Raw genomic sequence first — 13,189 nt, 5'->3', positions numbered from 1 at the left:
GTTCAAGCTCTCATTCTAGGCATTGGCCAAGGGGACGCAGTCTTTGACCGAATTGCCCCGGTTATCCAAGACAGAAGTGATGCGCGAATCAACCCCGTAGGCATCCTTGATATTTTGTTCGGTAATGATTTCGTCGCTGCTGCCAATCTGGATTTCCCGGTTCCGTTGGAGCAATAAGACCGTGGCGTTGCAAATAAAGGCATGATTGGGAAAATGGGTGGTCATCACAATGCAAAGTCCTTGCCCGGCCAAGCGTTTGATCTCTTCCAGCACCTTGATTTGATTGCCGAAATCCAGGTTAGAGGTGGGTTCATCCAAAACCATGATCTTGGGCTGCTGGGCCAGCGCGCGGGCAATCATCACCATTTGCCGCTCCCCGCCGCTGATCCGGGTATAGATCTGATCGGCCAGATCAGTGATATGCAGCGATTCCAGGGCCTGATCCACGATGGCCTCATCCCGTTTTCCCGGAGAGGAAAAGCGTCCGATATGCGCCGTTCTGCCGGTTGACACCACCTCCCGGACCGAGAAAGGAAACGGGGGCGTATGATACTGGGGAACATAGGCTGCCAGCCGGGCGATATCGCTGATAGACAACTTGTCCTGCGGCCGCCCGTCCAGCAATATCCGTCCGGACTGAAGCTTGATGATGCCCAGGATCGCTTTGAACAGCGTTGTTTTGCCGACCCCGTTCGGTCCGAGCAGGCATAAGATCTGGCCGCTGTCCGCCGAGAAGCTGACATTTTCCAGCACGTGCTTTTGACCATAGCCGCAGGATACGTTTTTCACTTCTAACATCATAGCCATCCTTTCCTCCCCCGCAGCAGAAGATAGAGAAAGAACGGGGCGCCAATGACCGAGGTCAAAATACTCAGGGGAATTTCCGAGGTAATCAGGCTGCGGGCGATGTCGTCCACCACGAGCAGAAAAGCGCCCCCCAGCAGACAGGATGCCGGAATCAGGCGCTTATAATTAGGGCCGACAATCATTCGCGCCAAATGGGGGATAATCAGGCCGACCCAGCTAATCATGCCGCCGGTAGCGACACAGGCTGCCGTGATCATTGTGGCGCATAGGATGATGATAATCCGCAGGCGTTTCGGGTTGATCCCCAACATCCGGGCTTCCTCATCGCCAAAGGACAGGGTATTTATCCGCCAGCGCAACAAAAACAGCGGAATTCCGCCAATGAGAACCGGAATTAAAAGCAGCGGGATTTTCGAAACAACGACGGAAGAAAGGCCGCCCATCAGCCAAAAGGTAATAGCAGGCAAGGTATTATTGGGATCGGCCAAGTACTTAATCAGGGAAATAAAGGCCTGGAACAGTGAACTGACGACCATTCCGGTCAGGACCAGCGACAGGACGTTGTTGCTGTCGCGGCTGATGACGGAAGAAATGCCGAAAGACAAAAACACTGCGATGATGCCGAAGAAAAATGAGGTGACTTGAATTTCAAAATAGCTGAAGGAAAACAGGATGGCAACTGCCGCGCCGAAACCCGCTCCGGCCGAGGCTCCCAGCAGATCCGGCGACACCATCGGGTTGCGGAAGATGCCCTGATAGGCAGCGCCGGCTACAGACAGCCCGCTGCCTATCAGCGTAGCTATCAGAATACGCGGCAACCGCGCCTGAAAAACCACGTTTTTTAAGGTCACATCGACCGGCGACCCGGTGATGGGAGAAAAAAAAGTGGTGATGACTTCCCGGAGGCTCAAGGTATACCGGCCTAAAGTAAAGGAAACCACAATAATAAAGAATAAGATGACGCCCATACCCAGTAAAATCAGCGGTTGCTTGGCATGCTTTTTCAGCTCCACAGGCTTACCTATCAATCTAATTTCTCCTTCAAACTTCTAATGCTATTTAACGTTTCGCCGGTAAAGATCTCATCATTATTTATCACTTTCCTCAGCTAAATGGTGATTTTTTTAAGAAATAGTTTTGTGGCAAATCACTAAGTATTAGAGGTGATCGTCCGCTCGTTCACAAGTAATTTGGCCTTGATGCTCTTGCCTTTCCGGTACTGATCCCTATCGCCTGTAACGGAAACCGAGGCATTGGCCCCGATGAAGTTTTCAACAGTCTCGCCCATATATCCTACCAGCCGTGCTGTGTATCCGCCGGGAGTCTCGCGCACATGAACGCGTGGCTCCCAAATACTGGTTCCACCGCCCCGCGCGGGAAAATCCTGCTCCAAAACCGCCTGTATCACTGGCCGTTCATACAAAAGGCAACCCATGTACCATTCAATAACCGGCGGCAGGAAATATTCCGTCATAATGATGGCAGCGTGAGGCGGGCCGGGAATGCCGAGCAGCGGTTTCCCATCAATTTGCGCCAACAGCATATTTTTGCCCCCGGGACTAAGCTGCACCCCATGACAGGCAATTTGTCCCATTTTCCGTACGACCCCAAGAGTGTAATCCTCGTAGTTGACTTCCCCTTTACCAACGCCCCCAATTACCACCAAAATGTCGCAGCCTGGAAGCGCCTTTTGGATGGACGCCTCGATGGCTTCTCCCCGATCGGCCACAATGGGAAAAACAGTGCTTTGGGCACCGCACTGAGCAGCGATGGATTGGATGTAGACGCTGTCACACTCAATGTACTGACCCGCCAGAGGTACGGTGCCCGGCGGCACTAAATCATCCCCTATCGGAATAATGGAAATTTTAGGCTGGCGTTTCACGGATACCGTGGTGTGGCCGGTGTACTGCATGAGGGCAAGATGAGAGGGGGATAGCTTTTCGCCGGCGCCGGCCAGTTGTTCCCCCTGCCCCACGTACGTACCTTTGATTTTAACACTTTGGTACTGCACCGGAAGTTCCAGCAGGGTGGCCGTTCCGTCGGAGTTGATTTTGCACTGCTCCGCATGGACAATGGAGTCAAATTGCTCCGGTATGGCGGCCCCCATAGGGCAGTGGTGAAAATCCCCGGGCTGTAAAATTCGCGTTCCCCTCTCAAAGGCGGCTTTGCTCTTTTCAAAATGGATCGCAATACCATCATGCGTGGCGCAAGTGGCCACTGGTACACCAACTTTAGCGCAAACATCTTCCGCCAGCACCCGGCCTAGTCCTTGCGCCAGAGGAATGTGCTCCGCCTTCTCTTCGCGCAGGGGCATTTTTTCCAGCCAAAGTCCCAGTGCTTCGTCTACCGTGGGTACAGGGACGATCTTTTTTACGCAATGACAGGAGCAGTCGTTGCATACCTCTGTGCAGGGCTTGGGTGGTATGATTACACTTTTTTCCATAAAAAACTTGAAACCCCTTTCTGACGCAAAGTGCTATGCCCTTTGTGTTATGCTGTGTTTATGGTATGAGTTCAAAAATCAGGAGGACGGGCCATTGGAATTGAAGGCGTTGAACTGAGGGGCGATAAGAATAATGCTACAGAACCTACTCTTTTAAAAACAAAAAAACTTCACTGAAAAGCAGTGAAGTTTTTTTTCATACGAAATAAACCCCCACGTTCACTCCTTTTCAAAGTCGGAAGGCATATTCGTTTCCAAACATACCCTGAGAACATTATCTGTTCTGGCCGGTGTCCTTGGGCGAAACCTTTAGGACTATCCCGGCTTGGAGCAACTATGTTGTTTGTAATCACTATGTAACATAAACCTATATAAACACCATACATCATAAACTTTTGCAATTATTTTATAACGCAACCCAATAAAACACAACAGGAAACAAAAATACTTTTAGTTTTTTCTGAATTGTTGTGCTTACCCAACAATAGGCGGCAACCCCGTTTATCTTTTGCAAAAAAAAGACGTGAAAGATCCTTTCGCCTCAAAGCAACCCGATGATATTTTTGAAGAGTACAGATTAATCCTTCTTGATTTTTATTTGTGGAAATAATTCATTTATATTCTTAATGGTATAACCCACAAGAGACTTACCAAAATGATCATAAAATCTATCACAAAACTCAGTAAGTATCCCTTCTTCTTCATAACACGCCACAAGTTCAAATATTTTATCTTTATAATCCGGAAAATTATTATTGAAAGTTCTTACTAATTCCTCTAAGTCACCATTCTTTTTATCGTTTATTAGATTATACATAGCTGTTAATTCTTCAAATGATATTCCATACATCAGTGCAAAGAAGAATCTATTCCTGAAAGAATGTTTATTACCAAGCACATAAACAAGACTTATTAATAACTCATTGGTATCAATTTTTCCAAGCTCCTGTTCAAGGTCGCTAATTCTTTTCGGATCAATAATCATATTTTATCAATACCCCTTTCAACTTAATCGGAGCAACTCCCTAATTTTATCGTTATTTCCCTTATTACTGGAGAAATCCCAGCTATAAATTGAGTTACCCGCTTCTTGGGCTTTTTTCAAACTTAAACACATACGTTAATTCCTTTTTAAACTCTTGTGCTCCATCTTTATCGGTCACTTTTCTCCTTTATCCGGTCATTCAAGACCTCCGCCCCGTGAGGCCCCACTGTAAGTTTTTATCATCGTAAAGCGAGAAGACTCCCACCTCTTCAGGGGGTGAGATGACGATCATTAAATCTTCTCCGGAGACTCCATAAACCACTGAATCAATCCACAATTTGTGCAAATGAGTATAGTAGCTGACTTATTGAGCCAATCGAGATTTAGAAAAGTCGCGCCAGCAGTATTTAATTGTGCCGAACCATCTTCAAAAATGTCATTCTTGCAATGAGGGCATGTCACCTTGATATTTGCGACCTCATACCGACTTGGACCAAATGACTCTTTTATAGCTTTAGCGCCTCTTTTTAATCCATCAATAAAATCCGGCATTATATCACCATCCCATTTTTACAAAACTTATTGCTTCCTTGCTTTTATGAACAAGAATTGAGGCTTCTTTGTTAATCTATCATATGTGTTAGGCTGATCAATCTTAAATTGTTCAATTGGCATCGGTTCGAGTAGTTTTTCTATTATAAATCCTGCGTCAATAACTGATGATACAATCTTGCTTAATGGCCGTCTATAAAATTGTACTTTCACTTTTCCGCAATTGGTATCCCATTCATCATCCAATAATTCAGTTAAAAAGTAATTGTCTCTGTTAAACACCGTAAAATCCATGAAAGGATGATGAACGGAGAAAATAAGTTCCCCAGCCCTTTTTAGGATTCTATTAAATTCGCTCATTACATTATCCCAATTTTTAAGATAATGAAGCGTCAAAGAGGATAAAACAACATCTAAAAACTCGTCTTTTATAAAGCTTAGCGGCTCATTTAAATCAGCCCTTATTACAACAGCCTCATTCCCAACTCTGTTTTTTGTCATATCAACCATCTTTGGACTAAAATCAACCGCTATTACACTAGCTCCTTTTTCCAATAACCGTTTAGTATACCAACCTGCTGCACAACCAGCATCTAAAACCTTCTTCCCTTTGACATCCGAAAGCAAAGAGATAGTTGCGGGTCTTTCATAGTAAGCATTAAATGGTTTTGAATCGACATAATTAAAATAGTATTCAGCCATTTCTTCATACGAATTAAATGAAACTGAATCTTTATTTATGGTTGGTCCATCTTGATGCGGACAATTCAAAATATATCCCCCTTAATAATTCACGGTACACTCACATATAGTTCTAATTCCACTATTATCCTCTTTTTCCTGCAATAAGAAAGCAAAAAAAGCGCTTAAAAACGCTCCGTTAGCTGCCACTAATACTCATATGACACATCCCTCCAGCTTTCCGGTTCGGTGAGTTCCGATAGGTAAGGACATCCTCAGCATTAACTGTTAGGGTTCTACGCATCCGGGCATTCAGGATCTCTGAAATTGTCAAGACCCGGTTGATTTATACCTACTAAGACCAAACCGCCAAAAAGCATAGCTCGGTATCAAAAACAAGGTTCCTAATAAGGGAGCAATCATATATAAGGCACTCTTTTCAATGTCGAGTAGATACAAAAGCGGATAATATTGAAACAGCGCCAGAGGGATTATATATGTGAGAAATCTCAATACATCTTTACCGTACACCGAAAAAGGATAACGCCCAAACTCCCGTCCACCATCCGTAAAAACATTCATAAACTCCAAACCTTCAATTGTAAAGAATGAAAAGGCGGCGTAGATGAGAAACAAGCCGAAAAACACAAGACTTCCGCAAATTATCATGAGAAAGAGCGTCAATATTTTATCCCATGTCCACATAACCCCGCTTGTAGGAATCGCGTAGCAGAAAACCGCGACGGCTTGCAGCAACCGTCCGATGCGGGTAAATTCCATTTTTGAGGCTAAAACTTGAAAAACCTCCTGCCTTGGGCGCACAAGCACCCGATCAAATTCTCCATTACCAATCATTTGCGAGAAAACATCAAATCCGCGCCCAAAGCACTCGGCAAGCGAATATGCCATTAGCACCACAGCAAAGCATAAAAGCACCTGCTGAAAGCTAAAACCATCAACTTCATTGAAGCGGGAGAACATGAAATATACTCCGAGCAAAGCAGTAAACGACACAAGAAATTGTCCCAGCGCCGTCAGGAAGAAAGAAACTTTATACTGCATCTGACTTTTCATATGCATAGAGAAAAATTTCAGATATAAACTCATACTATCCTCCTTGAACAATAACTTTTTTTTGCGCATTTTTCATCAATAGCTTACCGATAAAAACAAGCGATACCAGCCAAAATATCTGTAAAGCAATGTCGAGCGCCTCTTTCATTCCCGCGATATTGCCACTGTAGATACGCAGAGGCATATTTTGCATGGCAGCAAACGGCAAAAGCTCCGCTATAGCGCGAAATGGCGCGGGGAAAAATGGCAGCGGAATTGTCGCACCCGCCATGAAATCAGCCAATACAGCGGAAATTACCTTAACGCCAGTCGACGACAGTGTGTAAAAGGTTAAGATATAGATGAGCATGCTAAACGACACTACAACACACAAGCTGAGCGCCGCCGAGAGGAAAAACAGCATAAGCTTAGCACCGCTTGCCGGAAGTGACATTCTGAACGGCTCAGGCACGATGAACGCGACAATAAGTATCGGAAAACAACGAAGAACCGCCTTTGACAGCCTATTCGCCACCGATTGGCAAAACCAGCGGCTGTATAAATCTATCGGCCGTGCCAACTCGTAGGCAATTCCACCGTTCGTAATTGACGCAAATATTTCTTCTTCGAAAAACCATACCATAAACAACGCCAAAAATGCCTGCTGCATCCATATGTAGGAAACTGTCTGTGAAAACTCCATAGGAAACGCACCGGGATTTGCCCTGTAAAACGCGGAAAATGCAAGCAGTTCCATGAAACCCCAGGTAAATTGCGTCACCATTCCCGCAAGCGCCGCCGCGCGATACTGCAAGCTGTTTGTAAAGCGTATTCGGACTATCGCAAAATATTTTTTCATATGTGATACTCCTTGTACAGCCCGGCGACCATTTCCTCAGCACTGATGCCGGAAACCGAAATGTCAAGCACATCCACTTGAGCTGAAACATACGCTATTGCCGCCGAAACAGATACTATCGAAGGATCAAGTTCAATTACGATCCTTCCCTCTCTTTGCTCTGCAAGCGTCATGCCGTCTCTGAGAGAGGGTGAGCCTCCAATGTATTCGATAATAATAGTTTTTCGCTCCGAGGAGCGTTTTTTCAACTCATTCAAGCTGCCGTCAAGCAGTATACGGCCTTTGCCGATGAGCAAAATCCGCTCTGTCAGCGCTTCAATGTCCTGCATGTCATGGGTTGTCAGTATAACAGTTGTGCTGCGCTCCCTGTTAATCTTCTTTATAAACTGCCGCACCGCTATTTTCGAAACCGCGTCAAGCCCGATGGTTGGTTCATCCAAAAAGAGGGTTTTAGGGCTGTGCAGCAGCGAAGCCGCAAGTTCGCAACGCATACGCTGCCCAAGGCTAAGGCTGCGCGTCGGGGTCTTCAGAATTTCAGTCAAATCCAAAAGCGTGACAAGCTCATCAAGATTTCTCTTGAACAACCGACTTTCCACTTTGTAAATATCGCGGATCAACTCAAAACTGTCCATAACAGGGACATCCCACCACAACTGGCTACGTTGTCCAAAAACAACGCCAATATCGCGAACATGGTTTAGTCTGTCCCGCCATGGTGTACGCCCGTCAATATTGCACATACCGCTGTCAGGCGTTAAAACGCCGCACATTATTTTGATTGTCGTGCTTTTGCCCGCACCGTTTGGGCCTATGTAACCCACCATTTCGCCGTCATTTATAGTGAAGCTCAGGTCACTCAGTGCGTGGATAGCTTCATATTGGTGTGAAAAAAAAGCCCGAACCGCCTGTCCAAACCCAGGCTCTCTCTTTACCACGCGAAAGGTTTTATTGATATTTTGCAGCTTAATCATCAGTTTTCTTCTCCCCTGCTTTTGTACCCGTTATGTAAAATACTGTTCATTGCGCGGCGCCACGATGAGCCATGTGGTGGCAACGCCTACTGTCATTTCAGTAGCTGCTATATCCTTCGGCCCAGTAATTACAGGTAGGGATTACCTCTATTCCGTCATGTTCTGCCAGTTCATTGTAAGTGCACAAGACTCTGTACTTGACTGCTGGCTATGCCTTGTCATGGCGGCTATTTCAAACTGTATGTTCTTCTTGAATTAAGCAAGGCGCAAGTGGCGGGTTTTTAACCTTCTACAATTATTTCACTCTAACATTTCTGCCTTTTCCACTTATATCCTTCCAGGATAACGAAAATAATCCAAGAAAAATAGCAGGCCAGACCGCTTTTCTCAATAAAACGATCTGGCTCAATATATTCCCCCATACACTCTGTCAATATAAAAAGAACATACACTTTTCAAATCCGCTCATACCAAGGCTTCCACTCACCTTAAATATAGCACTATTATCATCTCAACGTGCTTTGTTCACGGAAACATAACCGTAAAATTCAAACTTCAGGTACATATAATTTACATACTGGTGGAAACTATTGAATTCTTTAATTTGACGGATACGTTTATTCCTAAAAAGCCTATCTGGTAATACAGTCAACAGGCGCTAAATCAATCCATTCCCTATCTCCTGCTCCCCGCCCCTTCAGTTCGTCGCGCTCCGTGCTGAGCCGGGCTATTTTGCCTGTCTGATCATCCGGGGCTTTTTCAAGCTCCGTATGTTTCCGCAGGGCTTCGTCCCGTTCCTTAAGCGCCTGACTTCGCTCATGCACCGCCTTTTGCAGCTCGCGGGCAGACATGTTTTCCAAAGGTCTGATATAAATCATGCCTCTCACCTTTTCGTATTTCTTTATCATGAAGATATCATTATTTCAGTGTGAGAACCCCTACAAAGGTTGTCCCAAAATCGACAACGTTGTCGATTTTGGGACAACCTCAACCGGCTCCTCTGGGGAAAGGAACATTGAGGTTGTAACCCCAAGACAGGCTTAAACATCAGATGAGGCGAACCGGCTGAGTTAACGAAACCGGCCAATTTGAATATTCCTTAACTGGCCTGCAAAGCTCTCATTGGACAAAAGGAGACACATTTTTTACATTGAGTACATTTTATAGTTGTGATCAACCCATTTCTGTCAATAAGAATTTAGAGCAGAGCAGAACGAAACGGCCGGTCCCAAATTCGAATGCGCATCCGAATTTGGGACCGGCCTGAAGTCTAGGCATCTGGTTTAATAACCAAGCAGCCTGGATTTTGCTCAATGCTGTTAACTGGAGGGATCAAGAGGAACCCTTACTAAATTGGTCACCAGTGACCAATTTGAACTGCCTTGATCCGTCAGAGAATTTTGGTTATCTGATGCGACTGCGACCAATCCTTCCCTCCAATACCTTGTCCAGGATTTTAGTAATGTCTTCTTGCTGCGCCGGTTTTATTAATACTTGAAGGGGTGACACAACTTTGAAATCATCTTGTGGGCCTGAGGCTGTTATAAAAACGATATAACAGTCCTTATTATGCTGCCTTATATACGATGCGGTCTCAATACCGGTTATTTTTTTCATTCGGTTATCAAGAAAATAAAGGTCATAAAGATTTCTGTCTTGGTTGAATTTCTCCAGAAGTTCCTCCCCGCTGCTAAATTGAAAAAGATTAAATTTGACTCCAAATTCGCTTTCATACTCATGAATTAAAAGAACAACTAACGCCCGCTGGAGCGCCCCATCATCACATATACTAATATTCAGCAATAATATCACCTTTCTCAATTTTAATTGATTAAGTACAGGAGCTTAAAATAGATAACGGCGATTTTTAATTATAGTCCAATGAAAAGCAAGAGTCATTAATTTATTTGCGGTTTAACAACAATATTATACCTTTACATTGCATTCTATTGCAATCGCATTTTAGTTAAACTTATGTTGAACTGTTATCTAAGTGATGGAGGAATCTAAATGCCCCTTAAAAGCAGTAACTCATCGTACTCAAAAGAAGAACAGCAGTTTCTAAAAAATATAGGTTTTAAAATTCAATTCCTTCGGAAACAGCGGGGTATAAGTCAGAGTGAGCTTGCTGAAAGTTCAGGCCTTAGTGATACTACGATTAGCCATCTTGAAAGCACCTCTGCTTATGGGATATCTATGATTGCCCTATACAGAATAGCGAAGGCCCTTGATGTAGACCCCAGCCAACTTCTGACCTTTAAATGATTATATTGAAAAAGAAAAGAGCGGTTTCACCATAAAATGGACTCTATAGAATAAACTTCCAATAAGAAGTGTTTATTCCATAGAGTCCATTTTTCTACAAGATGATTGCTTTATCGTAAGTGCCAAGTAACTCGGTGGATAGAAAATACCTTGACTTTGTTAAGATTATTTACCGATAGTTTCCATCATTACTATGCTTAATTGCAATGTGAATGAATTTTTTTCTTTATACAAATATATTCCGATTATAAGAAAATATGAGATTGCCTATCCTAAGATTGCTTTACGAAAAATGAAAACGCTTTGGGGAAGTTGCAGTGTACAAAGAGGCGTTGTGACATTTAACCAGTATTTAATTAAAGCAGAACCAGCGTGTATTGAATATGTTGTACTACATGAGCTAGTTCACTTTATTTATCCAAATCACAGCAAAAAGTTTTATGATTTTTTAAGTATCCATATGCCGGACTGGAAAGAACGAAAAAAGACATTAGATCTGGATGTGGTTCATGGACTCTGATAAAGAGGAAACTGATTCATCAAACATTCCAATAGACAATTCCCCTATATTGATGTGTATAGGGGTATTTTTTGTCCTCAATTCATTTCGACATGTTTTGCCTTCAAGTTGGATATAGCTTTCCCATTTCTGCTGACAAAATCACGAGTGATTCCTTTCTCCACCATTTTTTAAATAGTGCTAATAGATTATCTTGATTGTTAATGTCTTTGCTACAAACATGTATGATTTTGCCTTCTTTGTAAACGACGTTTTTATCGCTATGTGATACTAAAAATATTAAATCCTCGCCCAACATTTTTATCGACATTCCATTTCTAATCTCTGCCGTTGCAGCATAACCCTTGGTTTTTTAAAATTTTTCCAATTATCTAAATATCGTCCGGGACCATATTGATGTTCCTGCCAATCTTCTAAATCATTAAGGTATTTTGATAGATGGTTTTCCTTCTTCATCTTTGGCATAAGTTCCTCCTGTTCAAAAGCCGTGAAATCTTAGCATTTGCAACATCTATCCAACCTTCGAACCTGACCTACACATTGAAGTCTCCATCCAACTCATTCCAGTTCTGTTATCCGGTAGGTAAGAACATCCATTTGCGGGATGAAGGAGTGCGATAGTTTGACTGGCGGGCTAGACTTTAAAACCTGGCGGCTATTTGGAGTTGAGGGTAGCAGGGGTGCACAAAGGCGTGGTGATTTCTCATCGATGAGGTTGCCGGAATAAGCCTGCTTTAGTTAACTCGAGATACTCATTTTGTGCAATATTCTTCTAGTAAGGACGGATTTTATTTACCAAAACGTACTATCGTGGCAGATAATGTAAAAAACGCATAAAAGTTAATGTATTCATAATTAACATTAAAAGAACAACTATAAAAATTAATATAGCAACCCACCTCTTCGACGTTTTCCAATATTCAATACCTATCGTAAAGAATAGAATATCCAGTAAGAATTGCACTAACATGTTTAACTTAAATCCTGGTATAAATGCCAGTTTACCAAAAATAACAATACTTGAAATCATGATAGCAGCAATCGATAAAAGGCTTTTAAATATCGTAATTGGTTTAAGTAATTCTTTAACCTTACCCAATGTAAACACCTCATTTTCTCCGGCTAGAAGTTCTGCCTTCGGTTACCCCACCACGTAAGACTCGATGCAACGCATCCCTTCAGCTTTCCGGTTCGGTGAGCGCCTTTGGTTTAGGTAAGGAATGCTCCCTATATAAATTTGATTTTTATTGGTTTTCCTCTTGTTTTCATGGAATTGCTAATTCACCAAAAGAACTTATCAAGGATAGAACTTGCATAGAATGCTTAATTCAGAGAAATTGAGTATGGCAAAGCCAACGTCTGTAGTTTTGAGTATGTTGGCGTTGTAAAACCCACTATTCTCACGGTGGTAAACCTCCCATGTCTAACAGGGTCAAGATATTAACTGCCCTAAATTCCTTCATTCCACCTATCCATGATTGGGTGTCAGTTTTGCTCCTCTACCGAGTCTTTGCTCTAATGGAATACTATACGACTGACTACTAGCTCTTTTGTCCTCTTTCAACTCAATGATTTTTATCAATTCTGTGGTGACGCTTACCAACAAAACTTTTTGTTTTTCTCTTCCTGTTACAATTCTTGTTACGCTGCTAAATACTCAACTGGACGATGAATATCTTTAATTAGTTTATATGGATCGTAGTCTATGCCCTTCGTTAATATTGCATAGAATACCCGGATCAGTTTGCAACTTAAGGCGATTAACGATTGTTTCTTCTTGAGAGGATTCTTAACTCTCTTCGTGTAGTAGTTGTGGATCTCCGAGAACTCCGCGTTTTTAGCAACTAACGGCAGGACAGCTTGAAACAAAATTGCCCGTAGTCGCGCTCGTCCCCGTTTGCTGATCGTGGTCTGTCCTTTGTGCTTGCCCGAGCTGCTTTCTCGCAAGGCCAAGCCTGCAAGTTTTTGGATCTGCTTTGGAGAATTAAAGCGTCTAATGTCTCCAACCTCGGAGAGAAAACCGGCTACTGTAATAAGGCCCACACCTTTA

Annotated in this window: 17 protein-coding genes and 1 riboswitch; of the genes, 2 read left to right on the top strand and 15 right to left on the bottom strand. The window is 43.3% G+C overall.

The window, feature by feature from the left end; genetic code table 11:
* Positions 1 to 15 precede the first annotated feature (15 nt).
* From REC12_RS22700 to REC12_RS22650, 12 genes are all read right to left on the bottom strand, one after another.
* A complete protein-coding gene (locus REC12_RS22700) occupies positions 16 to 801 on the bottom strand; it encodes an ABC transporter ATP-binding protein (RefSeq protein WP_308898203.1) in 786 nt (261 codons plus the stop codon).
* Positions 798 to 1,835, bottom strand: a complete 1,038-nt coding sequence (locus tag REC12_RS22695; protein WP_308898201.1) for a FecCD family ABC transporter permease — start codon at positions 1,833 to 1,835, stop codon at positions 798 to 800. The genes REC12_RS22700 and REC12_RS22695 overlap by 4 nt, the downstream gene beginning before the upstream one ends.
* A 122-nt stretch (positions 1,836 to 1,957) precedes the next feature.
* Positions 1,958 to 3,253: a molybdopterin molybdotransferase MoeA gene (locus tag REC12_RS22690; protein ID WP_308898200.1), complete on the bottom strand. Its 1,296-nt coding sequence runs from the start codon at positions 3,251 to 3,253 to the stop codon at positions 1,958 to 1,960.
* Positions 3,254 to 3,459: 206 nt separating this feature from the next.
* Positions 3,460 to 3,596: riboswitch (molybdenum cofactor riboswitch) on the bottom strand.
* 234 nt (positions 3,597 to 3,830) lie between these two features.
* Positions 3,831 to 4,238: a hypothetical protein gene (locus REC12_RS22685; RefSeq protein WP_308898198.1), complete on the bottom strand. Its 408-nt coding sequence runs from the start codon at positions 4,236 to 4,238 to the stop codon at positions 3,831 to 3,833.
* Positions 4,239 to 4,529: 291 nt separating this feature from the next.
* Positions 4,530 to 4,790 (bottom strand): zinc ribbon domain-containing protein, encoded by a 261-nt coding sequence (locus tag REC12_RS22680; protein ID WP_308898197.1) that lies wholly within the window; start codon positions 4,788 to 4,790, stop codon positions 4,530 to 4,532.
* Positions 4,791 to 4,817: 27 nt separating this feature from the next.
* Positions 4,818 to 5,561 carry a class I SAM-dependent methyltransferase gene (locus REC12_RS22675; RefSeq protein WP_308898195.1) on the bottom strand — a complete coding sequence of 248 codons (744 nt, stop codon included), beginning with the start codon at positions 5,559 to 5,561 and terminating at the stop codon, positions 4,818 to 4,820.
* Positions 5,562 to 5,801: 240 nt separating this feature from the next.
* Positions 5,802 to 6,578: an ABC transporter permease gene (locus REC12_RS22670; RefSeq protein ID WP_308898194.1), complete on the bottom strand. Its 777-nt coding sequence runs from the start codon at positions 6,576 to 6,578 to the stop codon at positions 5,802 to 5,804.
* Between the two features lies 1 nt (position 6,579).
* Positions 6,580 to 7,383 carry an ABC transporter permease gene (locus REC12_RS22665; protein ID WP_308898192.1) on the bottom strand — a complete coding sequence of 268 codons (804 nt, stop codon included), beginning with the start codon at positions 7,381 to 7,383 and terminating at the stop codon, positions 6,580 to 6,582.
* Positions 7,380 to 8,354: an ABC transporter ATP-binding protein gene (locus REC12_RS22660; protein WP_308898190.1), complete on the bottom strand. Its 975-nt coding sequence runs from the start codon at positions 8,352 to 8,354 to the stop codon at positions 7,380 to 7,382. The genes REC12_RS22665 and REC12_RS22660 overlap by 4 nt, the downstream gene beginning before the upstream one ends.
* 632 nt (positions 8,355 to 8,986) lie before the next feature.
* Positions 8,987 to 9,232 (bottom strand): hypothetical protein, encoded by a 246-nt coding sequence (locus REC12_RS22655; protein WP_308898188.1) that lies wholly within the window; start codon positions 9,230 to 9,232, stop codon positions 8,987 to 8,989.
* Positions 9,233 to 9,453: 221 nt separating this feature from the next.
* Complete coding sequence (locus REC12_RS26565; protein ID WP_374214243.1) at positions 9,454 to 9,531, bottom strand: 4Fe-4S binding protein; 78 nt, start codon at positions 9,529 to 9,531, stop codon at positions 9,454 to 9,456.
* A gap of 227 nt (positions 9,532 to 9,758) precedes the next feature.
* Positions 9,759 to 10,157 (bottom strand): LytR/AlgR family response regulator transcription factor, encoded by a 399-nt coding sequence (locus REC12_RS22650; RefSeq protein WP_308898186.1) that lies wholly within the window; start codon positions 10,155 to 10,157, stop codon positions 9,759 to 9,761.
* A 207-nt stretch (positions 10,158 to 10,364) separates the two neighbouring features.
* On the opposite strand from REC12_RS22650, the gene REC12_RS22645 reads away from it, so the two are divergent.
* Both REC12_RS22645 and REC12_RS26560 read left to right on the top strand, forming a co-directional pair.
* Positions 10,365 to 10,619 (top strand): helix-turn-helix domain-containing protein, encoded by a 255-nt coding sequence (locus tag REC12_RS22645; protein WP_308898184.1) that lies wholly within the window; start codon positions 10,365 to 10,367, stop codon positions 10,617 to 10,619.
* 193 nt (positions 10,620 to 10,812) lie between these two features.
* Positions 10,813 to 11,139, top strand: a complete 327-nt coding sequence (locus tag REC12_RS26560) for a M48 metallopeptidase family protein (protein ID WP_374214242.1) — start codon at positions 10,813 to 10,815, stop codon at positions 11,137 to 11,139.
* Positions 11,140 to 11,439: 300 nt separating this feature from the next.
* Here the strand turns inward: REC12_RS26560 and REC12_RS22640 are convergent, their stop codons facing one another.
* The 3 genes from REC12_RS22640 to REC12_RS22630 all read right to left on the bottom strand — a co-directional run.
* Positions 11,440 to 11,604 (bottom strand): hypothetical protein, encoded by a 165-nt coding sequence (locus REC12_RS22640; protein WP_308898182.1) that lies wholly within the window; start codon positions 11,602 to 11,604, stop codon positions 11,440 to 11,442.
* A 340-nt stretch (positions 11,605 to 11,944) separates the two neighbouring features.
* Positions 11,945 to 12,238 carry a hypothetical protein gene (locus REC12_RS22635; RefSeq protein WP_308898181.1) on the bottom strand — a complete coding sequence of 98 codons (294 nt, stop codon included), beginning with the start codon at positions 12,236 to 12,238 and terminating at the stop codon, positions 11,945 to 11,947.
* Between the two features lie 542 nt (positions 12,239 to 12,780).
* Positions 12,781 to 13,189: transposase (locus REC12_RS22630; RefSeq protein WP_308898179.1), on the bottom strand; the 409-nt coding region annotated here is incomplete at its 5' end.

The sequence above is a fragment of the Candidatus Desulfosporosinus nitrosoreducens genome (genome assembly GCF_030954495.1).
In the GTDB taxonomy this organism is placed as follows: Bacteria; Bacillota; Desulfitobacteriia; order Desulfitobacteriales; family Desulfitobacteriaceae; genus Desulfosporosinus; species Desulfosporosinus nitrosoreducens.
The sequence above is the reverse complement of the archived record's forward strand: the minus strand, read 5'-3'. Positions and strand labels throughout refer to the sequence as shown.

What these genes read in the sequence shown, in the direction of transcription:
- REC12_RS22700 (WP_308898203.1), bottom strand. Translation starts at nt 801, where the DNA reads ATGATGTTAGAAGTGAAAAACGTATCCTGCGGCTATGGTCAAAAGCAC.
- REC12_RS26560 (WP_374214242.1), top strand. Translation starts at nt 10,813, where the DNA reads ATGCTTAATTGCAATGTGAATGAATTTTTTTCTTTATACAAATATATT.
- REC12_RS22640 (WP_308898182.1), bottom strand. Translation starts at nt 11,604, where the DNA reads ATGCCAAAGATGAAGAAGGAAAACCATCTATCAAAATACCTTAATGAT.
- REC12_RS22645 (WP_308898184.1), top strand. Translation starts at nt 10,365, where the DNA reads ATGCCCCTTAAAAGCAGTAACTCATCGTACTCAAAAGAAGAACAGCAG.
- REC12_RS22670 (WP_308898194.1), bottom strand. Translation starts at nt 6,578, where the DNA reads ATGAGTTTATATCTGAAATTTTTCTCTATGCATATGAAAAGTCAGATG.
- REC12_RS22685 (WP_308898198.1), bottom strand. Translation starts at nt 4,238, where the DNA reads ATGATTATTGATCCGAAAAGAATTAGCGACCTTGAACAGGAGCTTGGA.
- REC12_RS22660 (WP_308898190.1), bottom strand. Translation starts at nt 8,354, where the DNA reads ATGATTAAGCTGCAAAATATCAATAAAACCTTTCGCGTGGTAAAGAGA.
- REC12_RS22680 (WP_308898197.1), bottom strand. Translation starts at nt 4,790, where the DNA reads ATGCCGGATTTTATTGATGGATTAAAAAGAGGCGCTAAAGCTATAAAA.
- REC12_RS22665 (WP_308898192.1), bottom strand. Translation starts at nt 7,383, where the DNA reads ATGAAAAAATATTTTGCGATAGTCCGAATACGCTTTACAAACAGCTTG.
- REC12_RS22690 (WP_308898200.1), bottom strand. Translation starts at nt 3,253, where the DNA reads ATGGAAAAAAGTGTAATCATACCACCCAAGCCCTGCACAGAGGTATGC.
- REC12_RS22655 (WP_308898188.1), bottom strand. Translation starts at nt 9,232, where the DNA reads ATGATTTATATCAGACCTTTGGAAAACATGTCTGCCCGCGAGCTGCAA.